Origin of the sequence: Bacillus sonorensis NBRC 101234 = KCTC 13918 (assembly GCF_001592005.1) — a bacterium.
Classification (GTDB): Bacteria; Bacillota; Bacilli; order Bacillales; family Bacillaceae; genus Bacillus; species Bacillus sonorensis.
On sequence record NZ_BCVZ01000018.1, the window covers coordinates 1 to 23,492 of the forward strand.

Sequence of the window (23,492 nt, forward strand, 5' to 3'; positions counted from 1 at the left end):
CCAGCCATACCGGAGGGCGCTCGTTCCTGAACTCGCCAAAGTGGAGCATCAAGCGCAATTAAACGGCGCGTACGGTACGGCTTTAAGCGGCGCAGGGCCGACCATTCTCTCCTTTATTGAAAAAGGAAAAGGCGAACAGTTGAAAGCCCAGCTGACATTAGCATTTCCGCATTGTGAAGTCGATTGCCTGCATGTCCCGAATACAGGCAGCATCGTCGAAAGAAATCCGGTGAAAAGCGTATAACAACCGTCTAAAAAAGAGCTGTCACAGCTCTTTTTTAGTTTGCAGGCAACAAGGATTTTTATTTAGAAAGTCGAAATAGAATATAGAAACGAACAAGAGGAGGAGAATCGCCATTGAAGCAGCCCATAACAGAAGCAGATCTTACCCGGCTGGTATCCATTACAGATCCCCAGTATTCGCCTGACGGCAAGAAGCTGGCTTATGTGCAGACAAAAGTCAACAAAAAACAAGATTCCTATGACGCTCACATTTACGTCTTTGATACCGATGCGCAGGAGTCGGCGCAATGGACGTTTGGAAATGGAAGGAATCAGCACCCTCGCTGGTCCCCTGACGGCAGGATGCTCGCATTTACGTCCAACCGGGAGGAGACATCACAAGTTTACGTTATCCATACAGCCGGAGGCGAAGCGAGAAAGGCGACTGATATCCCTTATGATGTCAACCAGCCTGTCTGGTCGCCTGACGGAAACTATTTGCTTTGCTCTGTCAAATTAACGAAAGACGAAAGCGTCACAGATGAAAAAAAGCCTGAAATTGAAGATTACGAACCGTTGGAGGTCGATTCTTTAACATATAAAGCCGACGGACAAGGTTTCAAAAGAGGAAAATATACACAGCTTGTGCTCGTTCAGCTGGATACGGGGGAAATCAGGCAAATCACAAAGCACGAAAGAGACCATGCCGGCCACACGTTTTCACCATGCGGAAAAACCATTGCTTTTTGCGCGAATTTGACCGAAAAAGAAGACAGCCGGGTAAACGATGTTTATATCATGACGCTGTCAACCGGTGAGATCAAACGTCTGACAGGACAAAACGGGATGTTTTCTTCGCCGTCATTTTCGCCTGACGGAAAATACCTTGCTTTTTTAGGACATGAACAAGAGTTTGAAAATGCGACGCTTGATAAAGCTTGGCTGTATGATGTGGAGAAAGGGGAGCTTGTTTGTTTAACCGACATGCTTGACGTCCATTTAAATGATGCGGTGGTGGGTGACAGCCTTGTCGGCGGCGTGCTGCCAAAGCCGGCCTGGACAAAGGATGGCAAAGGCTTTTATGTGATCGGGACCGAGCAGGGATCGACCGGCATTTATTACATATCGACAGAAGGACTCGCTTATCCGGTCCGCCTGGAAAAAGAACATGTAAACGGATTTAGCCTCCACCCGGATGAGACGGGATTCGCCGCTTCCATCACCCTTCCTGTTTGGCCGAGCGAGCTGTACGATATCGCGCTGGGCGAAGATCAGGCAGTACGGCTGACGAATGTTAACAAAGCGTTTATCGAAGAACGCATCATCTCAGAACCGGAAGAGCTTCAATTTGCAACGACTGACGGTTTAACGGTGCACGGATGGCTGATCAAGCCCGCCCGATTTGAAAAAGGAAAGACATATCCGCTTATTTTGGAGGTTCACGGCGGGCCGCACGCCATGTATGCCAATGCCTACTTTCATGAATTCCAGGTGCTGGCCGCTAAAGGCAGCGCGGTCGTCTATGTGAATCCGAGAGGGAGCCACGGCTATGGACAGGATTTCGTCAACAGGGTCAGAGGCGACTACGGGGGCGGAGACTTTGAGGACGTCATGGCGGCCGTCGACCATGTTTTAGACCGTTACCAGTTTATTGATCACGACAGGATCGGGATCACCGGGGGAAGCTACGGCGGTTTTATGACAAACTGGGCCGTCGGCCATACGAATCGTTTTAAAGCCGCTGTGACGCAGCGGTCGATTTCCAACTGGGTCAGCTTTTACGGTGTCAGTGATATCGGCTACTTTTTCACTGAATGGCAGATCGGGGCGGACCTCTTTGAAAATCCGGACAAACTGTGGGATCGCTCCCCCCTGAAATATGCCGACCGGGTTGAAACCCCATTATTAATCCTGCATGGCGAACGGGATGACAGATGTCCGATTGAACAGGCGGAACAGCTGTTTACAGCATTGAAAAAAATGGGCAAGAAAGTAAAGCTCGTCAGGTTTCCGAATGCATCACACGATTTATCAAGAAGCGGCCATCCGAAGCAGAGAATCAAACGGCTGCAATATATTTCAGGATGGTTTGATAGCCATTTATAAATAAAAAAGGCTGCCATGATGCCGGGCAGCCTTTTTGTTGATTAAAATACTTGCTCTACCTCGATAACGCCCGGAACCTCTTCCAAAAGGGCGCGCTCGATTCCCGCTTTCAGCGTGATCGTGGAACTTGGGCAGCTTCCGCATGCGCCGAGAAGACGAAGCTTTACGATACCGTCTTCGACGTCAACAAGCTCACAATCTCCGCCGTCACGGAGTAAAAACGGACGAAGTTTGTCCAGCACTTCCTGCACCTGTTCTTTCATTTCGACTTCTGTCGCCATTCATATCGCTCCTTTCAAATCATACAACCATTATATTCAGTCGAACAATAAAAAGCTATTGTTTAGTTTCAGCGTTTTCCCACCTATTATATCATATTTGCCGCTAAAGACAAAAAACGATTTTCATATCAAATATGGAGCACGCGATGAAAATAGACTAAAATAAAAGAAAAGGGAAAGGAGCGTTTTGACATGACAAAACCAGCCGAGCTTTTTGTTTACGGAGCCGACGTTCTTTGTCCGAGCTGTGTGAATCTGCCTTCATCAAAAGAAACATACGAATGGCTTGAAGCCGCACTCAAAAGAAAGTATCCGGACCAGCCGTTTTCGATTACCTACATTGATATTCATCATCCGCCTGCACATGATCAAAAAAAGCAAGAGATCTCACAAAAAATATTAAATGACGAATACTTCTATCCATTGGTCCTGATCGGCGATCAAGTGGTCGGCGAAGGCAATCCGAAGCTGAAGGACGTATATAAAGAAATGGAAAAGCAGGGATATCAGCCGGCAATATAAAAAACAGCAAGGGATGTTAAAGCCTTGCTGTTTTTTTATGCATGGTTGATCTGTTGAAAAAAGGGACAAACTAAAGAAAAAAGTGCAGGAGTGGTAGACATGTCTTTTATTGAAGGACAAATCGTAACAGGCGATTTTGATCGCGAGATGAACGTGTTTTCTTTAAAAACAATCAAACAGTTTCACACGCAAACAAGTTTGAATGAAAGCCAACTGCGGGCTTTGCAGCAATACTTGGAGCAGCATGAGCATGAAGAAGACGGACAGATCGTCACCCTTTATGACCAAATGCTTGTTCCTTTATCACAAAAAGACATCAAAGCGCTGCTGGCCGATTTAACAAAAGTTCAGTCCTTATATCAATAAAAAGAGAAAGTTTCCTCCCTAGCTTCTTTGCACTTATGTTACACCCGTTTTCCGGCGCGGATGTCATCCGTCATTCCGGGATAAGGCGCTTTGGAAATCAATTCTTCATTATCGGCCCCCGCATTTTCCATAAACGTGATGTCCGCGAACTCTGGTACGACATATTTTGGATATGTCTCATATTTTTCGCGTGATTCTTCCATTAAATCAATATGGTCATTTTGATAGCAGACCGTAATGTCCGGACGTTCATGAACCCATTTAGGAAAGAAAATAATGCCGTGCATACGTTTTTCTTTTGGCATAAAGTTCAGCGAAACGTCAGTGCCTGTCGGTTCTGTCCATGACACCTTATAAACGCCTTCAGTCAGCTTGACAAGGTCGACCTCCTGATCGCGAACCCAGCGGCCCGCGACCATGCCGCTGTGAATGCGGTAATCGATTGTATGGTCATTCTTAATGTAGATTTCATATTCCCAGCCGTTTTCATAGGTATAGATCATATGGCTTCCAACAAAATCTTTGACATCTTGATTCATATGAACCGCTCCTTTTCGTTGTAAATTAAAACATGTTGATGTTTACATATATAATTATAATTTTCTTGTTATAAGCTGTCAATTCAAAACATTTGTCAAAAATTAAGCGTAAAAAAAGAAATGTAAGTCATATTAGGAAATTTTGCTAATATTTAGAAAAATGGATTGTCAAAAAATGCTCCATTCTGTAAAATGAAAAACAACCCATAAAAAGGAAAAGAGAGAGGGATGAAAGGAAGGATGATCGATTGAAAACGAAAATTGCCTACGAAGAAGTCGCTAAAATGCTGAATCAATGGTATGTCATGATCAAACGCCACGAAATATCCCAAGCGGTCTCCATAAAATACGATATTGAACATCAGCTTCCGAATATGGAAGAAAATCAAGATTTGCTGCTCTATTTTAATCTTTTAGACTATCGGCATAAACTGCTGACAGAAAAATTTGCCGAATCGACCCGATTGTTTAAAGACATTCAGCACCAGAAAGCGGATATGCAGAGCACTGATGACATGATTGAATACTATTTTTTCTTTTTCGCAGGCATGTATGAATTTCACAAAAAGGATTACACAAATGCAATCAATTACTACAAATTGGCTGAGGACAAGCTCAGAAAGATCCCCGATCAAATCGAAAATGCCGAATTCCATTACAAACTGGCGATCGCCTACTATCAAATCAAACAAAATTTCTTCTCCTTAAACCATGCGAAAACAGCCTTAAAAACATTCAAAACCCATGATGACTACATTCAAAAAGCGATAAGCAGCGAAATGCTTATCGCAGCGAATAAACTCGATTTATTTCATTTTGATGAAGCGGAAAAACATTATAAACAAGCCTTGAAAGACGCTGAACAGATTCAGCACAACATCCTCATCGGCATGGCGCATCACAACTTAGGCCTGAGCTATGTCAGCCGGGATCTCCTCGCACTGGCCGAAAAGCACTTTAAAGAAGCGCTAGTGTTAAAAGAGCATGAAGAATCGGTATACGGCATCCACTCGATGTTTGAATTGACGCATGTTCTCTATAAATTAGGGCTTTTTAAGGAAGCGCGCGACTGGTATGAAAAAGGATTTTCCCGTGCGAAAAAAGCAGGAGAAAGGGAATATTTGTCGAAATTTAAACTTATTCATGCTCTGTATGATGAACACGATTCGCTTATGATTGAACATGCTTTAGAATATCTTAAAACGATCAATCTTTGGACAGATATAGCGGAATTAACATTAGATATTGCTCATTATTACAAAAAAAATGGTGATGTACACAATGCGGCTGGATACTTTGAAGAGTCTCATCATGCAAGAGACCAAATTCTTAAAAGAACGGAGGAGTTAAAGTGAAAAAGATTCTTGCCGTTGTTTCAGCGGCCGTTTTCGCCAGCCTTGCCGCTCTAAGCTTCGCTTCCCAGCCGAAGGGGAATGCCGAGTTTGCCGGGCGAGCCATTTTTCTTGAGCATTCATCCGCAAAACAGCTTGCCGGACGAGCGATCTTTCTTGATCGCTATACCGGAACATCGCTTGTATCTGATGCCGCTAACACAAAAGCGGATGTAACAGCATGAAGCTGGCGGACGCGATTGGACAAGCCGCGGGCGGTTTTGTCCGCTCACGGCCATCGATTTGAAAGAGGCGCCAAGATCGGCGCCTCTTTCAAATCGATAAACTGGCAGCCTTTGGCCGCGTTTGTTTCTTTTCTATTGAGGAAGCAGGCACGAACTGTCGCGGATGCCATGGATGTTATCACATCGGGGCAGTCCACCTCCGCTACAGCATATTGCTGAGGGGCTGTACATAATGAATTTGAGCAGGATAAGGAGCCGGATCAATGATAGATATTCAGAAAAATTCCTCTGCAGCCGTCATCGTACTTCATGAAATATACGGTATTAACAAGCATATCCAAGATGTTTGTCAATCGCTTTCTGCGGCCGGTTTTGCTGTCGTCTGTCCGAATTTATTGCATAGGGAAGAACCCTTCGATTATTCGGACGAGAAAGCCGCCTATCATCATTTTATTGAGAAGGTCGGTTTTATCGATGCTTCTCACAAAATAAAAACGCTGGCAATGAATTTGAAAGATCAATACCAAAAGGTCATAATAGCTGGATTCAGTGTGGGAGCGACTATTGCCTGGCTGTGCAGTGAAGATGACCATGTTGATGGAATTGTCGGATACTACGGTTCCCGTATTAGAGATTACTTGGAGACATCGCCTGCATGTCCAGTCATGCTTTTCTTTGCGGAAGAAGAACGATCCTTTCACATTAATGAATTGATATCAGCTTTAAACAGAAAGAACATCAAAGCGGACAAACTGCCGGGTGCGCACGGGTTTAACGATCCCTACTCTGCGGCATACAACAGCAGGTCATCGCGAATAGCATTTGAGAAAATGATGGGCTTTTTAAAGAGGTTGTAATTTTAATGAAGCGGATAAAGGGAATTGAAAACTGCAAAACTCAGGAAAGCTCATCAAGACAGATGAGCTTTCCTGAGTTTATGAAAGGAATAATATAATGATGGCGAAACCCTATCCATTATGATGCTTATACATCCACAGCAGCCCTGATTTTAATAAGCGCGGAACCCTGCCGATCAGCGGGCGTTCTGCGACGAGTCCGAATCCTGCTTTCTTGCCGAGTGAACCGAGGACGCCTTTCAGCTTGAATTTTGGCATTGTTTCCGGAAGAGGCTCGCCTTTCCAGCGGGACTCGAGAACCTGAACGATTTGTTCCGCCTGTGCTTCGGCAAGCTGTGCGCTTGGTGCGTGAGGAAGGCTTGCGCAATCTCCGACGACATAAACGTGTTCATCTCCCGGCAAATTGTGGTGCGGCGTCAGGACGACGCGGCCTTGCGGATCTTTTTCCACGTCAAGATCACGGACGACATGATTCGGCTGAATTCCGGCGGTCCAGACAATCGCATCGGCACGAACCGGATCATCATGGTTGTAGACGGCGCCTTCCTCCACTTTTGTAATGTTGGCGCAGTTAATAATGTTTACGCCATGCTCTTCAAACCAGCTTTGAACATATTTGCTGAGCCGCTTAGGGAAGCTGGACAAAATCAGTTCGCCGCGGTCAAAGAGAATGATGTTTAAATCCTTTCTGCTTTCCCTTAATTCGCTAGCAAGCTCGACGCCGCTGAGTCCTGCCCCGACGATCGCGACGGTCGCTTCGGCATTCAAATTGTTGAGCGCCTGGTAAGTACGGCGTGACTCGTCGATCGTCTGAATGCTGTAGGTATAGTCAGGCGCTCCGGGAACATTGTGATATTTATCCTCGCAGCCAAGCCCGATCACTGCATCATCATAGGAAATCGGCTCTCTGTCGTGAAACAGCACCTTTTTCTGTTTCAAATCAACAGCCGATATGTTGCCGTATTCAATCGTTAACTTAGGGTGATCCGGGAAGGACACTCTGATATGATGATCAGAAATCGTTCCGGCAGCAAGAGCATAATACTCCGTTTTCAAACAATGGTAAGGGTTTCTGTCAATTAAAGTGATCATCACATCATCAGGCAGCTGATTCGGCAATAGACGGTGAATGACACGCATATTTCCGTAACCGCCGCCAAGCAAGACTAAATTTCTCATTGCTAATTCCCCTTTTCCCCTCAGATTCAAAAAAGTTATCTTTTTACACTGCAAAAATAAAAAACTATGTAAATACCCTCTAGAATTATATCTAATTTGATGCAAAATCACAATATTTCTTAAAAAATAGCCTACACTTACGCCGTAAAAACAGAATTAGTAAAACTTTTTTGGGTAATTAATATGTTACAAAAGGTGGATTGCTCAGATCGTATATTTTGACTAATGAAAGGACATTAGGGTACGATAAAAAAACGATGTGAGGTGAATAAACAGTGTTTCCAATCGTTGAATTTTGTGTCAGCAATCTTGCCCAAGGTTCTCAAGCGGCAAAAGAAATTTTGGAAAAAGATCCGAATTTAGACGTTGTCGAGTACGGCTGTTTAAGCTACTGCGGTCAATGCATGCAGACGCTGTTCGCCCTTGTCAACGGAGAGATGGTTTCAGGGAATAATCCGGCTGAATTGGTCGAAAATATATATACATTCATTGAAGAAAATGACATCATGTAGGCGGGATCATAAGATGATTCCGTTTTTTATAAGCATTTTTTGAAAGGGTTTACATATATGCGGATGATCCGTAAAAATTTTTGTGGACAGGCAAATGATTAATTGTTATCTTAATAAAAGTTTAAAAATTCTTTCAGAGGTGTGGTCATTGAACATATTATGGGGACTTCTTGGTATTATCGTCGTTTTCGCGATAGCGTTCTTACTGTCAGAACATAAAACCAAAATAAATATCAGGACGATTTTAATCGGTCTGGCGATCCAGCTTTTGTTCGGATTTATCGTGCTCAAATGGGAAATGGGTCGAGAGGCCTTCCTGTCGTTTACGAAATCGGTTCAGCATCTTGTGAATTTCGCAAATGAAGGGATCAGCTTTATCTTCGGACCTCTTTTAAAGGTGGGGGACAGCCCGGCCTTTGCTTTAAGCGTTTTACCCGTTATCATCTTCTTTTCATCACTGATTGCCGTCCTTTACCACTTAAGAATCATGCAGGTGATTATTCGTGTGATCGGCGGCGGATTATCGAAACTTCTTGGAACAAGCAAAACTGAATCTCTTTCTGCGGCCGCGAATATTTTTGTCGGCCAAACAGAGGCTCCGCTTGTCATTAAGCCGTTTATCGCGGGATTGACAAAGTCTGAGCTGTTTGCCGTCATGACGGGCGGATTGGCATCAGTTGCCGGTTCTGTTCTCTTTGGCTACGCCCTTCTGGGGGTTCCGCTTGAATACTTGCTGGCGGCAAGCTTTATGGCTGCACCTGCCGGATTGATTATGGCAAAAATGCTGATTCCGGAAACTGAAACAGCAAAAACAACGTCAAAAGATATTCAAATGGCTGATAACGAGGATGCCGCAAATGTCATCGACGCCGCGGCAAAAGGAGCGTCAACAGGTTTGAAGCTTGCTTTAAACGTCGGTGCGATGCTGCTTGCATTTGTTGCTTTGATTGCCGTGCTGAACGGGATTCTCGGAGGAATCGGCAGCTGGTTTGGATTTAAAGGGCTGTCTCTCGAATTCATTCTCGGATATGTTTTTGCTCCGCTCGCCTTTGTCATTGGGGTTCCTTGGCATGAGGCCGTTCAGGCCGGAAGCTTTATCGGACAAAAGCTCGTTTTAAACGAATTTGTCGCTTATTCCAACTTTGCGCCGATGATGGATCATTTGTCCGCTAAAACCGTTTCAGTTATCAGCTTCGCACTTTGCGGTTTTGCAAATTTGTCTTCTGTTGCGATTTTGCTTGGAGGACTGGGCGGAATGGCGCCGAGCCGCCGTCAGGACATCGCGCGCCTCGGACTAAAAGCCGTTGCCGCCGGAACATTGGCCAACCTGTTAAGCGCGGCGATCGCCGGCATGTTTATCGCATGATAAAAGCTCCCTGCACGATTTGCAGGGAGCTTTTATGTATGAAAAACGGGGGATAATCATATTGTGTCCCATCCTTTCAGCTTTTATACTAAAAGAAATAAAAAAATTGTTGGAGGCCGCTATGAATGTTTTTCGATTTACTAAAATGCACGGTTTAGGAAACAGTTATATATATGTCAATCAATTTGAAGAAAATCTGCCTGAGGAAATGCTATCAGATCTTGCCGTCAAGGTTTCCTCGGTTTATACGGGAATCGGCTCCGACGGGATGATTTTGATTTGTCCTTCTGATCAGGCGCCCGTAAAAATGCGGATTTTCAACAGCGACGGCTCCGAAGGGAAGAATTGTGGAAACGGTTTGCGCTGTGTCGCAAAATATGCTTACGAACATAAACTTGTAAAAGAAAAAACATTTTTAATTGAAACGCTGTCAGGCCTTGTGACGGCTGAAGTCGAAGTCAAGGACGGAAAAGTGGTTTCGGCTACGGTCGATATGGGGGAGCCGCGCCTGCTCAAATCCGATCTGCCGATGCTTGGCGATCAGGATTCTGAAACGATCAATGAACCGATGGATTTCAGCGGCCGGGAAATGAAAGGAACCGCCGTTTCGATGGGAAATCCGCACATTGTCTTTTATGTAGATCGTATTGAAGAAGCCCCGCTTGAAACGCTGGGACCCCTTATCGAAAAAGACAAAAGATTTCCGGAAGGCGTCAATGTGGAGTTTGTTGAAGTGGAGAACGAGAAGGAACTTCATTTCCGTGTATGGGAGAGGGGCTCAGGCATCACCCAGGCTTGCGGAACAGGCGCTTGTGCGGCAGCGGTCGCTTCGGTATTAAACGGATCTGCCAAAAAGGAAACGGACATCACCGTTCATCTTGCCGGAGGCGATCTCATCATCAACTGGAAAGACGACGGCCGTGTCATGATGACAGGACCGGCCGAAACAGTATGTGAAGGCGTATTTTACGTTTGAAAACAGGCTGTTTGAGAAATAAAGGATTGGCATTTATAATAGAGATGCACATGACAGCCAGAGGAGGTGCTTTTTCATGAGCGATAAAACCGTTACGCTTACTGAAGCGGCTGCCCTTCATATTAAAGATATGATGAAGGAGCATGAAGAGGAAAATGCTTTTTTGAGAATCGGTGTTAAAGGCGGCGGCTGCAGCGGTCTTTCATATGGAATGGGATTTGAACACGAAAAAAACGAGAATGACAATGAATTCGTCCAGCATGGCATCACGTTCCTGATTGATCAGGAAAGCCTGGATATCATGAACGGAACGGTCATTGATTTCAAACAGTCGATGATGGGCGGAGGCTTTACGATCGACAACCCGAACGCCATCGCATCGTGCGGCTGCGGCTCATCATTCCGGACGGCGGCGAACGCCGGCAAGCCTGAAGAGTGTTAACGCCTTTTCCCGAGAGATAAATAACAAAAACACGCCTTTCGATGATGGAGATCATTCATCATGAAGAAGGGCGTGTTTTTCTGAATGCGGGCCGGGAACAAGCGGAAATAACCGTCCCGCTCAGGAGGCTTGAGCAGGACATCTGCGAATGGAGAACGGCCGGGGTGTTTATTTTTGGTTAAAGATGCGGTGAAGGTTGCTTGTATTGTTGGTAATTGAAGTTAAAAAGCGGCTGCCGCTCACCATTTCCTGATTGCAAAGCGGACATAAAGGGCGGTCACTGCTTGTAAAGTTTTTTCTCATCCATCCGTTGCATTCTTCTGCCGTACATTCCCACGTGCTGACATCTTCTTTTGGAAGAGGTTCCTGGTTTCGATTGTTGTAGTAAGACATAGCGTCACTTCCTAACGAGGATTTTTTTGGTGCATATAAGAATATTTTGTGAATCTTAAGACATTCTATTCGCTCTTTTGTTATTCTATACTGGACAAGTTCCATTTTGGAACAAAAGCCCCCTATGAAAAGAGGTGCAATATTGGAAGAAAAAATAAACTGCAGACACTGCGGCCAGCTGATCCCATACCGTTCAACAGTATGTGAAGCGTGCGGCTGCAAGGAGCCTCTGCCGAAAGCTGATAAAATCAAAGACCGCATCATTCTGACTACTGCGGGCATTGTTGGTGTATTGACGATTGTCCTGATTTTAGGAACGATCTTTTCGTATATAAAACTGATCTAATAAAAAGGAGCCGGTTGTAAGGCTCCTTTTTTTATTTATTCTCAAACATGCTTGTTGAATGAAGCGGCTGAACGCGCGCTTTAGGGTCCATATAGGCTTTTGCGTTGTTGACGGCGGTTGGAGCTTCTCCAAATCCGCTGGCAATCAGCTTGACTTTTCCTTCATATGTGCAGATGTCGCCTGCGGCATAGAAGCCCGGGATGTTTGTTTCCATCGTGGATTTGACCTTGATGGAGTTTTTCTCGATGTCGAGCCCCCAGTTTTTGATCGGGCCGAGAGATGAAACGAATCCAAAGTTGACAATAACATCATCCACATCCAGGATTTCTTTTCTTTCCCCTTTGACTTCCTCAATAACGAGCTGCTCAATCTTTGTTTCGCCGATCAGCTCAGTCGGAACAAACGGGGTCAACACGTTGACTTTAGAGTTATGAAGGTTTTCAACGCTGTGTTCATGAGCACGGAATTTGTCGCGGCGGTGAATGATCGACACCTCTTTTGCAATCGGCTCAAGCATAAGCGCCCAGTCAACGGCAGAGTCTCCGCCTCCCAATACCGCGACGCGTTTGCCCGCGAATTTGTTCAAATCATCGATAAAGTAGTGCAGGTTCGCGTTTTCAAATTGAGCTGCTGATTCAAGCTCAAGCTTTCTCGGCTGGAAAGCGCCGTTTCCGGCCGTAATGATGACCGTTTTTGAATAATGCACTTCTTTGTTTGTGACGAGTTTAAATATGCCGTCCGCCTGTTTTTCGACGCTTTCGACGGCTTGTTCAAGGCAAACAGTCTGATCGAATTTATCCATTTGCTCCTTTAGATTGTCAACGAGTTCCTGGGCGCGGATTTTAGGGAAGCCGGCCACGTCATATATGTATTTCTCCGGATATAGAGCGGACAGCTGGCCGCCAAGCTGCGGCAGACTTTCAATGATTTTAACGCTGGCTTGCCGCATCCCGCCGTAAAACGCGGTAAACAAGCCGACAGGGCCGCCTCCGATGATGGTAATGTCATATACTTTTGAGTCTTCACGCATGAAAATAATGCCCCCTAAGTGAAAATTGTTCTTAATTATATCATATCACATAAAATAAATACGAGCGTGCCGGTTTTTTTTGGTGAGAAAATCTTACCATCATGGCCGTGTTCAAAATGCACATGAAGCATATTGAATCTTGAAAAAACAAATATGAATCGCTATGATGTAGTTGTGAACAAAACAGTAACTCTTTATGAATCTTTTGTGTCGATCGAATGCGGAAAAAAGCGGCTTTTTGATGTTTTAAAGTGAAGGATTTCACAAACTTTTTTTCATAAAAAGCCGGCCTCAGGTTGAAAATAACCCAAAGGCTATTTTTAATCCGGCTTGGCAGTAAAATATAGAAAAGGTGGATGTGATTCCGTTGAATAAGCCAAAAGTAGTAGTGTTAGGTGCAGGTTATGGAGGATTAATGACTGTTACAAGACTCGGCAAAAAAATCGGTGTCAATGAAGCAGATATCACGCTTGTCAATAAACACAACTATCATTATGAAACGACCTGGATGCATGAGGCGAGCGCAGGAACGCTTCATCATGACAGATGCCGCTATCAGATCAAAGACGTCATCAATCAGTCGCGTGTCCGCTTTGTACAGGATACGGTTAAGAAAATCAATAAAGAAGAAAACAAAGTCGTCCTGGAGACCGGCGAGCTTTCATACGATTACCTTGTTGTTGCTCTGGGAGCCGTTCCCGAGACTTTTGGGATTTCCGGTTTGAAGGAGCATGCCTTTCCGATTTCCAATATCAATACGTCACGCCAGCTTCGCGAACATATTGAATACCAGTTTGCAACATACAACACGGAAGCCGAAAAGCGTCCTGAGCGCCTGACGATCGTAGTCGGAGGGGCGGGTTTTACCGGTATTGAATTTTTGGGCGAATTGGGCAACCGCATTCCCGAATTGTGCAGAGAATATGATATTGACCGTGAGAAGGTCAACTTGATCTGCGTTGAAGCGGCGCCGTCCGTCCTTCCGGGATTTGATCCGGAGCTTGTCGATTATGCGGTCAATTATCTGGAAGGCAAAGGGGTTCAATTTAAGATCGGCACCGCTGTAAAAGAATGTACGCCTGACGGCATCATTGTCGGGAAAGACGATCAAACTGAAGAAATCAAGGCCGGAACAGTGGTGTGGGCAGCGGGTGTCCGCGGAAATCCGGTCATTGAAGAATCCGGATTTGAAAACATGCGCGGCCGTGTCAAGGTAAAACCGGATCTCAGGGTCGAGGGCCATGACAACATTTTCGTGATCGGAGACTGCTCGCTCGTCATTAATGAAGAGACAGACCGCCCTTATCCGCCGACCGCCCAAATTTCAATGCAGCAGGGCGAGACATGCGCCAAAAACATCGCCGCTTTGATACACGGCAAAGAAACGGAAACGTTTACTTTCGATAATAAAGGCTCTGTCGCATCGCTTGGCGAACATGACGCGATCGGTGTGGCATTCGGCAAAAAAATGACAGGAACAACGGCCTCCATGATGAAAAAAATCATCGACAACCGCTCGCTCTTCTTGATCGGCGGACCGGGGCTCGTACTGAAAAAAGGAAAATTCAAGTTTTTCTAACGCTCAGAAGCCTGCAAATTTATTGCAGGCTTTTTTATGTACCGTTTAAAACTTCAAAAACAAAAGAAAAAGAAAGAATACCGATATTTTAAGCGCTTACATGAAATAATCCGTTATATTTTCTGACTTTAACATTGACAATCTTCATGATATTATTATCAGAAAATTGAGAAAAAGGTGTGTTTATGATGAAAACTTCTTCTTCGCCTCATCATTCTGATTCATCATGTACATTTTGTTCCGGAAAGGGCTACTTTCAGCTTCTGCTCGGCGGCTCTGAAACGTGCAGCAATTGCCGTGGAACAGGAAAAGACCGCTGATTCGGCTTTCCAATGATTGACTCGTCTTCCTGCTCCAATGTAAACTAAAAGAGGTTACATGGGGGTGGAAGGCTTTGATTAGTTTACCAGTCGTCATTATTTCAGTTGTCTTGTTTTTTGTGCTGTTTTTCGGAATTGGTTTCTTGCTGAACATGCTGCTCAGGATGTCATGGATTATGGCCGTCATATACCCGATTGTATGCCTTTTCATTGTGAATAAAGAAAAGCTGATACGCTATGTAGAAGCTCCTGGAGAGGCGTTTTCCGGACTCTTTGCCCGTGTGGCTTCTTTGGCGGCGGCGGACATCATGATTTTAGCAAGCGGGATGGCCGGGGCCCTGCTATCCGGAATCGCGATCAAAGCATTGCGAAAAAGAGGATATCAAATGTTTTAAGCCTTCTTCTTTTCCTGAAGAGGGCTTTTTACACGGTTAATTTTCTTACTTTTCTTAAAACTTTCTCGCCATCTGAATATTTCTTTTCCTTGTTGGAAACAACTAGATGGTGAGAGGAGTGGAAAGAATTGAAAAAAGCGATGGCAATATTCAGGCGTTTCTTGATGTCGGCTTTATTTGTCCTGGCTCTTATGACGACTTTCTTTGCGGTTTCCGGAGTGGAGGCTGAGGATATATCAAGCTGGGCAAAGGAACGGGAGTTGTCGTTCAAACAATTGCATCTGACCTTTAAATCACTTCCGAAAGAAAAAGCGGAAAAGACATCACTGTCGGCCGCCAAAGAAATTAAAAACAAACCGAAAAAGCTTGAAGACGCTTTTGACTGGAGCAAATATCCGAAACAAAAAGTGACTGCGACCGGGTACACGGCCGGAGTCGAATCTACGGGAAAACATCCGCACCATCCCGAATACGGGCTTACATATTCCGGTGTCAAAGTAAAAAGGGATTTGTATTCGACCGTTGCAGCCGATCCGTCCGTTTTTCCCATCGGTACGATTTTGTTCATTCCGGACTACGGCTATGGCGTAGTGGCGGATACAGGATCAGCCATTAAAGGAAACCGTCTTGACCTCTATTATGAAACGGTTGAAGACGTCTATAATGAATGGGGAAAGAAAACCCTTGATGTATACGTCATTAAAAAAGGAGACGGTTCCGTAACGGAAGAGGATCTCTTAAAGCTGAATGAAAACAAATCGATGCAGGTATTCAGGCAAAAATACAAAATGGCAAAAGAATAACCAAAAAAACGTTTAAGACCGGACAGGCTTAAACGTTTTTTTAATGCTACATAAAGATATAGTGCAAAAGCAGCGTCAGGACGATTCCCGTCAGCCCTCCGAAAAAGACTTCGATCGGCTGGTGTCCCAACAGTTCTTTTAATTTCTTTTGCTTTTCTTCCTGATGGCTCTTTGGGAAATCCTTCGCTTCATTGACGAAGCGGTTAAAGTCTCTGACAAGCCGGTTGAGAACGGTGGCCTGTTCGCCGGCATGCCTCCTGACTCCTGTCGCATCAAACATCGTGATGACTGCAAAGATTGAAGAGACGGCAAACAAAGATGAATCTATCCCCTGATCAAGCGCTACTCCTGTCGAAAGCGCCGTGACGGCCGCCGAATGCGAACTTGGCATTCCTCCCGTGCTTGTCACCAGCCGCCAGTCCCACTTTCTTGAGACAATGAAAAAAATGGGCACTTTGATAAACTGGGCGAAAAAGATTGCGGCGAAGCCAGCCAGTAAAGGAAAGTTGTTGAGGATTTCCATTTCCCAGAACATCCTTTCTATAAGGAAAATAAAAGATGAATTCAGAAAAACATACGTTTATTTGCTAAAATAAAGGTATGGATTTTAAAGAGGAAAAATGTTTTTCCTATTATAACATTGTTGTTTCATTTTTACTCACTTTGCCGAGAAGGAGCTGTGAACAAATGTTTTACGCCTTTCATGATTTTGAAAAAAACGAAACGCTGATGATCGGATTGTTTAAAAAAAGCCAATTGAATGGAAAAGCGGAAGAAATCGACCGCCAGTTGAACGGCCAGCTGACACAGCTGTTAAAAGACGGGGACGTCTCCTCCACAAAAGCGAAAGTGTCTAAAATATTTACCCCGTCGCTCCCAGGAGTCAAACGGCTGTATGTAGTCGGATTGGGGCGGGAGGCAGAATTTACATTCGAGGATGCAAAGCATTGCTTTGCCGAAGCCATTCAGATGATTCATAAAGACAGGAAACAGGAGTTGACAGTCTGTCTCGACACCTTTGTTTCAGATCGCGTCAACGCGAACGATGCGGCGCATGCTTTGGCGGAATCCGCCATGCTCTCCAGCTATGAAGTGCAGGATTACAAACATAAATCAAATGAACCGGAACGTCCTCTGGAAAACGTTTATGTCCTGACAGACCATGATCTGAAGGAAGTCCAGGCGAGCCTCCATGTCGGCCAAGTGTACGGACATGCGACAAATTCGGCGAGAACGCTTGTGAACATGCCGGGCAACATGCTGACCGCCACAGATCTCGCTTCTTATGCCGCCGAGCTTGCCGCCAAATACGAATTCGAATGCGAAATTCTTGAAAAAGAGGAAATGGAAGAGCTCGGCATGGGCGGACTGCTGGCGGTCAACCAAGGATCAAGCGAGCCGCCGAAAATGATCGTGTTGAAATATCAGGGGAAAGAAACATGGGACGATGTCATCGGTTTGGTCGGCAAAGGAATCACGTTTGATACCGGAGGCTATTCCTTAAAAACGAAAGACGGCATTGTCGGCATGAAATCAGATATGGGCGGAGCCGCCAGCGTGTTAGGTGCGATGGAAGCGATTGGCGAGCTGCGTCCGGAACAAAATGTTCTTGCCGTGATCCCGTCCACAGACAACATGATTTCAGCGACCGCCATGAAGCCGGACGATGTCATTGTGTCGCTCAGCGGCAAAACGATTGAAATTTTAAATACGGATGCAGAAGGAAGACTTGCTCTTGCCGACGGCTTGACCTACGCAAAACATCATGGAGCCTCCATGCTGATCGATGTAGCGACGCTAACGGGAGGAATCATCGTGGCCCTTGGCACGGAAACGACAGGCGCCATGACAAATCATGAGCCGCTTTATGAGGAGCTCAGACAGGCGGCTGAAGAAGCGGGGGAAGCGATCTGGCAGCTTCCGATTACGGAAAAAGACAAAAAGAGAGTGAAAAACAGCCAGATGGCCGATTTGAATAACTCACCTGGAAGAGAAGGGCACGCCATCATGGCCGGCACGTTTCTCGGAGAATTCGCAGAGCAGACGCCTTGGGTGCATCTTGATATAGCCGGTACTGCAACGACAAATAAAAGCACTTGCTTTGGACCAAAAGGCGGAACAGGCGTCATGGTGAGAACCCTTGTCACGTTTGTGGAGCGGTTTGCGGGCAATATGTAAAATGATGATCCTCTTCATTTAATGAAGAGGATTTTTTACGGGCAAATTTTTCATATTGTTAAAGCTTCATTGACGCAATCACAAAAAATGTGATAATATACGTTCATTACTTTAATTATCTACTACATTAGCAAACTAAAGTGTTTGTTCGGAGGTTTCATTATGAATGCAGTTGTGATTGCGGTTATCATTATGCTTATATTAAGCCTGCTGCGGGTCAATGTCGTCATTGCCCTGATGGTGGGCGCCCTCGCCGGCGGTCTGACGGGCGGACTAGGACTTGGCCAGACAGTCAGCGTTTTTACCGAAGGACTCGGAGGCAATGCGACAGTAGCGGTCAGCTACGCGCTTCTCGGGGCATTTGCGGTTGCCTTGACAAAAACGGGTCTCCCGGATGCGATGGTTGAGGCCGCTGTAAGGCTGATCGGCAAAGAAGGGGATGCGCGGCGAAAAACACTTTCAAAAGTATTGATCGTCTTCGTGATTTTAATCGTTTCATGTATGTCGCAAAACGTCGTTCCCGTCCATATCGCATTTATACCGGTTTTGATTCCGCCTTTATTGAAAATTTTAAACGAGCTGCAAGTTGACCGCAGGTTGATCGCATGTGTGATGACCTTCGGTTTAACAGCTCCCTATATTTTGCTCCCGGTTGGATTTGGACAGATTTTTCAGGGGATTTTAAAAGACAACATGAAAGATGCGGGGCTTTCTGTTACGCTTGCGGATATTCCGGTTGCGATGGTGATTCCGGTTGCGGGTATGATTGTCGGTCTGCTGCTTGCCGTTTTTGTATACCGTAAACCCCGCACATATGACATGAAGGAAATCGCCGGTCAAAAGCCTGTGTCTTATACGAAAAAAAGCCTCACCATCGCGGTGCTGGCCATTGCCGTTTCATTGTCTGTGCAGCTTTATTTATCACAGAGCCTAGACGTTGACGGCATGATATTCGGCGCTCTCAGCGGTTTAGCGGTGCTATTCGTAAGCGGTGCGATGAAAAAAGGCGAAGCGGACGAACTGATCACAAACGGGATGAACATGATGGCGTTTATCGGGTTTGTGATGCTGGCGGCTGCGGGGTTTGCCAGCGTGCTTGAAAAAACCGGAGATGTGAAGGCGCTCGTGGAAGCATCAACCGGAATGATCAGCCATAACCAGGTGATTGGGGCATTGCTGATGCTGGTTGTCGGTCTGCTGATTACGATGGGGATCGGGTCATCGTTTGCGACGATTCCGATTATCACGACTATTTTTGTTCCGCTTTGCCTGCAGCTCGGCTTCAGCCCGATGGCGACGATCGCCATTATCGGAACGGCTGCCGCATTGGGTGATGCGGGTTCTCCGGCCAGTGACAGTACGCTTGGCCCGACATCAGGTTTGAACGCGGACGGACAGCACCACCACATTTGGGACACTTGCGTTCCGACATTCATCTATTATAATATTCCGCTCATCCTGTTCGGCTGGATCGCAGCGATGGTTCTTTAAAAAATTCCCCTCTGAAGGGGAATTTTTTTGTTAAAATGAAAAACAGAACCTGAAAGCGGTTCTGTTTTTTTAGAATGAAGGATTTCTATTAAAGCCTGCCGCCTTTTGAACAGCGCGGTACACTTTTGAAGCAAGCGCGGCCAGCAGAATGGAAAATGCAAAGTCTTTGATAAAAAACCAGACCATCGATTTCCATGCCGCCGTATACGTTACCGGCGTGTTGAGCCAATATTTAAAAGCGAGATACATATAGTTGACACCGATGAAATAGATGACGGCCGTACCGATGACAGAAGCCGCAAAAAAATGCTTTGTTTGCGGATCAGCTTTTCTGTCGGTCACCCAGCCCGCGGCATATGCCGCAGGGATATAGGACAAAATAAACCCGCCGCTGCCTTTGAAAAGAGCGGAAATTCCGCCGGAAAAGTGTGCGAAAACAGGGGCTCCCATAAAGCCGACGAGCGCATAAACAATCATTGCAAGCGCTCCTAGTCTGCGCCCGAGCAGCAGACCTGAGAGCAGGCAGAAAAAGGGCTGCATGGTAAGCGGGATGCCGCCGATTTGCAGAAAAGGGGCAAACGAAGTCATATTGGCGCCGATCCCCATCAGGGCGGCGAACATTCCTACAAGCGCCATGTCACTGGCGCGAAGCTTTTGTTTTTTCATGTTTGTTCCTCCTATGAATGTCACATCATTATCGTAAAAGACGATTGAATAGTTTGTCAACCTTGTTTTTATATAAGTTAACAAAAGGGAGGGAGCCATATGTATTTTGGAAAAATAAAACGGCACAGCCTGACTGACAGAGTGCCACCCAACCAAAATGTCACGACATCATTTCCGGTGCTGCATGCCGGGAGTGTGCCGGATTATCAAGATTTATCAAAATGGAATCTGCAAATTTACGGTCTGGTCGAATCTCCGCTTCTGTTGACCTTTGACGAGCTGAAAAAGCTGCCGCAAAGCGAAGTGTCCCATGATATACATTGTGTGACAGGCTGGTCAAAGCTTGATACCGTCTGGAAAGGCGTCAAAACAAAAGAGATAGCCAAAAGGGTCAAGCCGCTTGAGGAAGCAAGATTTGTCATCCTTCATGCAGAGGAGGGCTGGACGACAAATGTTCCCCTTGATGACTTTTTGAGGGAATCCTCTTTGCTGGCCCATTCGTATAACGGCGTTCCGCTCACTCCTGAGCACGGCTTCCCGCTCAGAGCCGTCATGCCGCATCTCTATTTCTGGAAAAGCGCTAAATGGCTGAGAGGTATCCAATTTACAAAGGAAAACCATCCAGGATTTTGGGAGAAAAACGGCTACCATATGAGGGGAGATCCGTGGAAGGAAGAAAGGTACAGCTTTGATTAGTCTATTAGCGGAGCCGCTACATAGGTGAAATGAATACCGATATGCGTATGAGTCAAATATTGATTCAACCAAAAAAGCAGGAGCCCGCTGCGAGCCCCTGCTTTCATCTATTAAGCTTCAGTGGCGGATGACGAGTTTTCAATCGCCAGTTCCACCGGCACGTAATCATACTGTAAATCTTTTGCCACCGCTTCATATGTGATGTGTCCGTTTGCGACATTGACTCCGGCTTTTAAGGCGGCGTTTTCGAGGATCGCTTTCACTGCGCCTTTGTTAGCGATTTCAAGAGCGTATGGCACAGTAACATTCGTCAACGCCACGGTAGATGTTCTCGGCACGGCCCCCGGCATGTTGGCGACGGCGTAATGGACGATTCCGTGTTTTTCGTAGGTCGGGTTGTCATGGGTCGTAATATGATCGACCGTTTCCACAATGCCGCCCTGGTCGATGGCGACATCGACGATCACGGAGCCCGGCTTCATCTGCTTCACCATCTCCTCCGTCACCAAAGTCGGAGCTTTGGCGCCCGGGATCAGCACTGCACATATGAGAAGATCTGCTTCAGCCACAGCGTCGGCGATATTGACCGGATTGGACATGAGCGTTTGAATTTGATGGCCGAACTGATCGTCAAGCTGGCGCAGCCGGTCTGCATTCAGGTCAATCATGGTCACGTCCGCCCCAAGACCGACTGCAACCTTGGCGGCGTTTGTGCCGACAACGCCGCCGCCGATAATGATCACTTTTCCCCGCGCCACACCGGGAACCCCGGCTAATAAGATTCCTTTTCCTCCTTTTGGCTTTTCAAGGAACTGCGCGCCGATTTGCGCAGCCATCCGTCCGGCTACTTCCGACATCGGCGTCAGCAAAGGAAGAGAGCGCCCGTCGCTCACCGTTTCATAAGCGATGGCAGTCACGCCTTTTTGTTTCAGCGCTTCAGCCAGGGAAGGCTCTGCTGCCAGATGCAGATAAGTGAACAAGATCAAGCCTTCTCTGAAATACGGATATTCTTCCGGAAGGGGCTCTTTTACTTTCATCACCATCTCGGCTGCATTCCAGACGGCTTTCGCCTGTTCGGCGATTTCGGCTCCCACAGATACATAATCTTCGTTGTCAAAACCGCTTCCAGCACCGGCATTTGCTTCTATGATGACGCGGTGCCCTGCGGCGATCAGCTGTGAAGCTGCACCAGGCGTCAAAGCCACCCTGTTTTCATTGTTTTTAATTTCTTTTGGAACCCCGATTATCATCGCGAATCGCTCCTCCTTTTTTAGGAAAACTTCTGTTACTTTAGTTTATATTGATTTTTTTGAATTTTCTTTGTTTGATTAGAAAAATAAAAAAACATGCATTTGTGGAATTTCACAAATGCATGTTTTGCAGCTTGATTTCAAGATAAATCGAGAATTTCTCGTTAATGTTTTTCAAATCGATTTCTGCGATTTTACTAATCCGCTTGAGCCTGTAGTTTAATGTATTGACATGAATGTTCAGCTTTTTGGCGGCGGTGTTTACATTGCTGTCGCATTCGATGAATTGTTCAAGGGTTTCGACTAGGTTGGAATGGTGTACCTTGTCGTACGCCTCAAGCCGTGTCAAAGAATAGTTGGGATAGCTGTCATGCTTTCGTTTTTCGGCAAGCACGTCAAGATATTGGTAAATGCCAAGCTCAGAAAAACTGACAAGGTGCTTCGTTTCTGCAGCAAACCGCTCTTTCACCTTTAAAACCGAGAGCGCTTCCTGGTATGACTGATGAACGCGCGTGATCGATTCATATATTCCGCCGATCGACAAGGTACAATCATGCAGCTTATAGCGTTCTTCAAGCTGTTTTTGGATATTGACGGCAAATTGTTTTAAATCGTTGAAGGGCTGTCCGTTTTCCCCTGTTTTCGGAGAAGCGAGGATGATCAGCTCATTGTAGTCGAGCGTTGTCAGAAGAATTTGCACCTGCTGTGTCGTTTCCAATAAATAATTGAGCTGTTTTTCGGTTTTCTCCTCAATTTCGCTTTTCAGGCGGACGATCAAAACGGAATAAGAAGATGGGACCCTGATGCCGAGCTGGTGAAAGCCGTCTGCGATTTCCTGTTCCTCTGATATGTGCCCGGTGAGCAGCTTCCAGAAAAACTCCTGGCTGCGCTGTTCGTTTTTTCTTTTGCGGACCTGATAAGGCAAAAGCTTATTTTTTACGGATTCAGCTGCAAGCTTCAATAGATGCAGCTCTTCGTCAGAGAGTGTTTTATGGCTTTCCAGCGCCCAAATAAATCCGATGACTTCGCTGTTTTTCCAGATTGAAATCGCCACGCGGCTGCTCAGTCCGACTTCATCGATTTGTTCTACTCTGATCGGCTCGTCCGTTTTCAACAGAGCGGGGATGGTCCCGTCTTTCCAGAGCTTGTTGATTACTTTTTCAGGAACGCGGCGGCCGATAATCGTCGAGGTTCTCGCCGGATCGGTATAGTCGCTGTGTGTGCTGTAGGCGAGGAGCCGGTGATTGACATCTTCGATTGTAATAGGACAGTTCAGCACTTCGCTGATATGATCTGCGACATCTTCCAGACGGTCATAGTTGTATTTAAAAGGATTCATTCGATTGTTCATAAAAAACCCCTACTTTATGTTTGCAAAAAAATTTTTTGACATATACCCAT

At 45.8% G+C, this 23,492-nt stretch carries 26 protein-coding genes and 2 pseudogenes; 19 read left to right on the forward strand and 9 right to left on the reverse strand.

From position 1 onward, the window contains the following. Positions 1 to 244: pseudogene (locus BTR1S_RS16755) on the forward strand (homoserine kinase); the annotation flags it as partial. Between the two features lie 113 nt (positions 245 to 357). Then, positions 358 to 2,328, forward strand: a complete 1,971-nt coding sequence (locus BTR1S_RS16760) for a S9 family peptidase (protein ID WP_029418745.1) — start codon at positions 358 to 360, stop codon at positions 2,326 to 2,328. Positions 2,329 to 2,369: 41 nt separating this feature from the next. Here the strand turns inward: BTR1S_RS16760 and BTR1S_RS16765 are convergent. Beyond that, a pseudogene (locus tag BTR1S_RS16765) lies at positions 2,370 to 2,632 on the reverse strand (NifU family protein). Positions 2,633 to 2,801: 169 nt separating this feature from the next. On the opposite strand from BTR1S_RS16765, the gene BTR1S_RS16770 reads away from it, so the two are divergent. Then, positions 2,802 to 3,131, forward strand: coding sequence for a YuzD family protein (locus tag BTR1S_RS16770; protein WP_029418744.1), 330 nt, complete (start codon positions 2,802 to 2,804; stop codon positions 3,129 to 3,131). A 99-nt stretch (positions 3,132 to 3,230) separates the two neighbouring features. After that, positions 3,231 to 3,497 carry a hypothetical protein gene (locus tag BTR1S_RS16775; protein WP_006638941.1) on the forward strand — a complete coding sequence of 89 codons (267 nt, stop codon included), beginning with the start codon at positions 3,231 to 3,233 and terminating at the stop codon, positions 3,495 to 3,497. A gap of 38 nt (positions 3,498 to 3,535) precedes the next feature. On the opposite strand, the gene padC is transcribed toward BTR1S_RS16775, so the two are convergent. After that, positions 3,536 to 4,036, reverse strand: a complete 501-nt coding sequence (gene padC, locus BTR1S_RS16780; RefSeq protein ID WP_029418743.1) for a phenolic acid decarboxylase — start codon at positions 4,034 to 4,036, stop codon at positions 3,536 to 3,538. Positions 4,037 to 4,284: 248 nt separating this feature from the next. Between padC and BTR1S_RS16785 the strand changes: the two genes are divergently transcribed. From BTR1S_RS16785 to BTR1S_RS16795, 3 genes are all read left to right on the forward strand, one after another. Beyond that, on the forward strand, positions 4,285 to 5,391 hold the full coding sequence (locus BTR1S_RS16785) for a response regulator aspartate phosphatase (RefSeq protein WP_029418742.1): 1,107 nt from the start codon (positions 4,285 to 4,287) through the stop codon (positions 5,389 to 5,391). After that, positions 5,388 to 5,612 (forward strand): hypothetical protein, encoded by a 225-nt coding sequence (locus BTR1S_RS16790; protein WP_006638939.1) that lies wholly within the window; start codon positions 5,388 to 5,390, stop codon positions 5,610 to 5,612. The genes BTR1S_RS16785 and BTR1S_RS16790 overlap by 4 nt, the downstream gene beginning before the upstream one ends. 263 nt (positions 5,613 to 5,875) lie before the next feature. Further along, positions 5,876 to 6,469 carry a dienelactone hydrolase family protein gene (locus tag BTR1S_RS16795; protein WP_006638938.1) on the forward strand — a complete coding sequence of 198 codons (594 nt, stop codon included), beginning with the start codon at positions 5,876 to 5,878 and terminating at the stop codon, positions 6,467 to 6,469. A 111-nt stretch (positions 6,470 to 6,580) separates the two neighbouring features. Here the strand turns inward: BTR1S_RS16795 and BTR1S_RS16800 are convergent, their stop codons facing one another. After that, positions 6,581 to 7,648: an NAD(P)/FAD-dependent oxidoreductase gene (locus BTR1S_RS16800; RefSeq protein WP_029418741.1), complete on the reverse strand. Its 1,068-nt coding sequence runs from the start codon at positions 7,646 to 7,648 to the stop codon at positions 6,581 to 6,583. 275 nt (positions 7,649 to 7,923) lie between these two features. On the opposite strand from BTR1S_RS16800, the gene BTR1S_RS16805 reads away from it, so the two are divergent. From BTR1S_RS16805 to BTR1S_RS16820, 4 genes are all read left to right on the forward strand, one after another. Further along, on the forward strand, positions 7,924 to 8,160 hold the full coding sequence (locus tag BTR1S_RS16805; RefSeq protein ID WP_006638936.1) for a YuzB family protein: 237 nt from the start codon (positions 7,924 to 7,926) through the stop codon (positions 8,158 to 8,160). Positions 8,161 to 8,308: 148 nt separating this feature from the next. After that, entirely contained in the window at positions 8,309 to 9,526 is a 1,218-nt protein-coding gene (locus BTR1S_RS16810) for a NupC/NupG family nucleoside CNT transporter (RefSeq protein ID WP_029418740.1), read from the forward strand. Between the two features lie 121 nt (positions 9,527 to 9,647). Continuing rightward, positions 9,648 to 10,502 carry a diaminopimelate epimerase gene (dapF, locus tag BTR1S_RS16815; RefSeq protein ID WP_006638934.1) on the forward strand — a complete coding sequence of 285 codons (855 nt, stop codon included), beginning with the start codon at positions 9,648 to 9,650 and terminating at the stop codon, positions 10,500 to 10,502. Between the two features lie 76 nt (positions 10,503 to 10,578). Then, positions 10,579 to 10,944 carry a HesB/IscA family protein gene (locus BTR1S_RS16820; protein WP_006638933.1) on the forward strand — a complete coding sequence of 122 codons (366 nt, stop codon included), beginning with the start codon at positions 10,579 to 10,581 and terminating at the stop codon, positions 10,942 to 10,944. Between the two features lie 168 nt (positions 10,945 to 11,112). Here the strand turns inward: BTR1S_RS16820 and BTR1S_RS16825 are convergent, their stop codons facing one another. Beyond that, positions 11,113 to 11,337: a cold-shock protein gene (locus tag BTR1S_RS16825; RefSeq protein WP_006638932.1), complete on the reverse strand. Its 225-nt coding sequence runs from the start codon at positions 11,335 to 11,337 to the stop codon at positions 11,113 to 11,115. Between the two features lie 142 nt (positions 11,338 to 11,479). On the opposite strand from BTR1S_RS16825, the gene BTR1S_RS16830 reads away from it, so the two are divergent. After that, positions 11,480 to 11,683: a hypothetical protein gene (locus BTR1S_RS16830; protein ID WP_006638931.1), complete on the forward strand. Its 204-nt coding sequence runs from the start codon at positions 11,480 to 11,482 to the stop codon at positions 11,681 to 11,683. Between the two features lie 31 nt (positions 11,684 to 11,714). On the opposite strand, the gene yumC is transcribed toward BTR1S_RS16830, so the two are convergent. Beyond that, entirely contained in the window at positions 11,715 to 12,713 is a 999-nt protein-coding gene (yumC, locus tag BTR1S_RS16835; RefSeq protein WP_006638930.1) for a ferredoxin--NADP reductase 2, read from the reverse strand. A 361-nt stretch (positions 12,714 to 13,074) separates the two neighbouring features. Between yumC and BTR1S_RS16840 the strand changes: the two genes are divergently transcribed. From BTR1S_RS16840 to spsC, 4 genes are all read left to right on the forward strand, one after another. Beyond that, positions 13,075 to 14,292 carry an NAD(P)/FAD-dependent oxidoreductase gene (locus tag BTR1S_RS16840; protein ID WP_162148091.1) on the forward strand — a complete coding sequence of 406 codons (1,218 nt, stop codon included), beginning with the start codon at positions 13,075 to 13,077 and terminating at the stop codon, positions 14,290 to 14,292. Positions 14,293 to 14,480: 188 nt separating this feature from the next. After that, complete coding sequence (locus BTR1S_RS22885) at positions 14,481 to 14,612, forward strand: YuiA family protein (RefSeq protein WP_006638928.1); 132 nt, start codon at positions 14,481 to 14,483, stop codon at positions 14,610 to 14,612. A 74-nt stretch (positions 14,613 to 14,686) separates the two neighbouring features. After that, positions 14,687 to 15,007: a YuiB family protein gene (locus tag BTR1S_RS16845; protein WP_006638927.1), complete on the forward strand. Its 321-nt coding sequence runs from the start codon at positions 14,687 to 14,689 to the stop codon at positions 15,005 to 15,007. A gap of 140 nt (positions 15,008 to 15,147) precedes the next feature. Then, positions 15,148 to 15,810, forward strand: a complete 663-nt coding sequence (spsC, locus tag BTR1S_RS16850; RefSeq protein WP_029418739.1) for a stationary phase survival protein SpsC — start codon at positions 15,148 to 15,150, stop codon at positions 15,808 to 15,810. A gap of 46 nt (positions 15,811 to 15,856) precedes the next feature. On the opposite strand, the gene BTR1S_RS16855 is transcribed toward spsC, so the two are convergent. Next, positions 15,857 to 16,333 (reverse strand): divergent PAP2 family protein, encoded by a 477-nt coding sequence (locus BTR1S_RS16855; protein WP_006638925.1) that lies wholly within the window; start codon positions 16,331 to 16,333, stop codon positions 15,857 to 15,859. Positions 16,334 to 16,497: 164 nt separating this feature from the next. On the opposite strand from BTR1S_RS16855, the gene BTR1S_RS16860 reads away from it, so the two are divergent. Together BTR1S_RS16860 and BTR1S_RS16865 are read left to right on the forward strand one after the other, a co-directional pair. Further along, entirely contained in the window at positions 16,498 to 17,988 is a 1,491-nt protein-coding gene (locus tag BTR1S_RS16860) for a leucyl aminopeptidase (protein ID WP_006638924.1), read from the forward strand. A gap of 162 nt (positions 17,989 to 18,150) precedes the next feature. Beyond that, positions 18,151 to 19,479, forward strand: a complete 1,329-nt coding sequence (locus BTR1S_RS16865) for a Na+/H+ antiporter family protein (RefSeq protein ID WP_029418738.1) — start codon at positions 18,151 to 18,153, stop codon at positions 19,477 to 19,479. Positions 19,480 to 19,548: 69 nt separating this feature from the next. Here BTR1S_RS16865 and BTR1S_RS16870 read toward each other — a convergent pair whose 3' ends face one another. Then, positions 19,549 to 20,145, reverse strand: a complete 597-nt coding sequence (locus BTR1S_RS16870) for a biotin transporter BioY (RefSeq protein ID WP_029418737.1) — start codon at positions 20,143 to 20,145, stop codon at positions 19,549 to 19,551. Positions 20,146 to 20,244: 99 nt separating this feature from the next. On the opposite strand from BTR1S_RS16870, the gene BTR1S_RS16875 reads away from it, so the two are divergent. Beyond that, entirely contained in the window at positions 20,245 to 20,841 is a 597-nt protein-coding gene (locus BTR1S_RS16875; RefSeq protein ID WP_006638921.1) for a sulfite oxidase-like oxidoreductase, read from the forward strand. 110 nt (positions 20,842 to 20,951) lie between these two features. Here the strand turns inward: BTR1S_RS16875 and ald are convergent, their stop codons facing one another. Beyond that, entirely contained in the window at positions 20,952 to 22,091 is a 1,140-nt protein-coding gene (gene ald / locus BTR1S_RS16880; protein WP_006638920.1) for an alanine dehydrogenase, read from the reverse strand. 112 nt (positions 22,092 to 22,203) lie between these two features. Next, on the reverse strand, positions 22,204 to 23,442 hold the full coding sequence (adeR, locus tag BTR1S_RS16885) for a sporulation transcriptional activator AdeR (protein WP_029418736.1): 1,239 nt from the start codon (positions 23,440 to 23,442) through the stop codon (positions 22,204 to 22,206). Positions 23,443 to 23,492: the final 50 nt, after the last annotated feature.

What these genes read in the sequence shown, in the direction of transcription:
- BTR1S_RS16770 (WP_029418744.1), top strand. Translation starts at nt 2,802, where the DNA reads ATGACAAAACCAGCCGAGCTTTTTGTTTACGGAGCCGACGTTCTTTGT.
- BTR1S_RS16775 (WP_006638941.1), top strand. Translation starts at nt 3,231, where the DNA reads ATGTCTTTTATTGAAGGACAAATCGTAACAGGCGATTTTGATCGCGAG.
- padC (WP_029418743.1), bottom strand. Translation starts at nt 4,036, where the DNA reads ATGAATCAAGATGTCAAAGATTTTGTTGGAAGCCATATGATCTATACC.
- BTR1S_RS16795 (WP_006638938.1), top strand. Translation starts at nt 5,876, where the DNA reads ATGATAGATATTCAGAAAAATTCCTCTGCAGCCGTCATCGTACTTCAT.
- BTR1S_RS16800 (WP_029418741.1), bottom strand. Translation starts at nt 7,648, where the DNA reads ATGAGAAATTTAGTCTTGCTTGGCGGCGGTTACGGAAATATGCGTGTC.
- dapF (WP_006638934.1), top strand. Translation starts at nt 9,648, where the DNA reads ATGAATGTTTTTCGATTTACTAAAATGCACGGTTTAGGAAACAGTTAT.
- BTR1S_RS16820 (WP_006638933.1), top strand. Translation starts at nt 10,579, where the DNA reads ATGAGCGATAAAACCGTTACGCTTACTGAAGCGGCTGCCCTTCATATT.
- BTR1S_RS16825 (WP_006638932.1), bottom strand. Translation starts at nt 11,337, where the DNA reads ATGTCTTACTACAACAATCGAAACCAGGAACCTCTTCCAAAAGAAGAT.
- yumC (WP_006638930.1), bottom strand. Translation starts at nt 12,713, where the DNA reads ATGCGTGAAGACTCAAAAGTATATGACATTACCATCATCGGAGGCGGC.
- BTR1S_RS22885 (WP_006638928.1), top strand. Translation starts at nt 14,481, where the DNA reads ATGAAAACTTCTTCTTCGCCTCATCATTCTGATTCATCATGTACATTT.
- spsC (WP_029418739.1), top strand. Translation starts at nt 15,148, where the DNA reads ATGGCAATATTCAGGCGTTTCTTGATGTCGGCTTTATTTGTCCTGGCT.
- BTR1S_RS16855 (WP_006638925.1), bottom strand. Translation starts at nt 16,333, where the DNA reads ATGGAAATCCTCAACAACTTTCCTTTACTGGCTGGCTTCGCCGCAATC.
- BTR1S_RS16860 (WP_006638924.1), top strand. Translation starts at nt 16,498, where the DNA reads ATGTTTTACGCCTTTCATGATTTTGAAAAAAACGAAACGCTGATGATC.
- BTR1S_RS16865 (WP_029418738.1), top strand. Translation starts at nt 18,151, where the DNA reads ATGAATGCAGTTGTGATTGCGGTTATCATTATGCTTATATTAAGCCTG.
- BTR1S_RS16870 (WP_029418737.1), bottom strand. Translation starts at nt 20,145, where the DNA reads ATGAAAAAACAAAAGCTTCGCGCCAGTGACATGGCGCTTGTAGGAATG.
- BTR1S_RS16875 (WP_006638921.1), top strand. Translation starts at nt 20,245, where the DNA reads ATGTATTTTGGAAAAATAAAACGGCACAGCCTGACTGACAGAGTGCCA.
- ald (WP_006638920.1), bottom strand. Translation starts at nt 22,091, where the DNA reads ATGATAATCGGGGTTCCAAAAGAAATTAAAAACAATGAAAACAGGGTG.
- adeR (WP_029418736.1), bottom strand. Translation starts at nt 23,442, where the DNA reads ATGAACAATCGAATGAATCCTTTTAAATACAACTATGACCGTCTGGAA.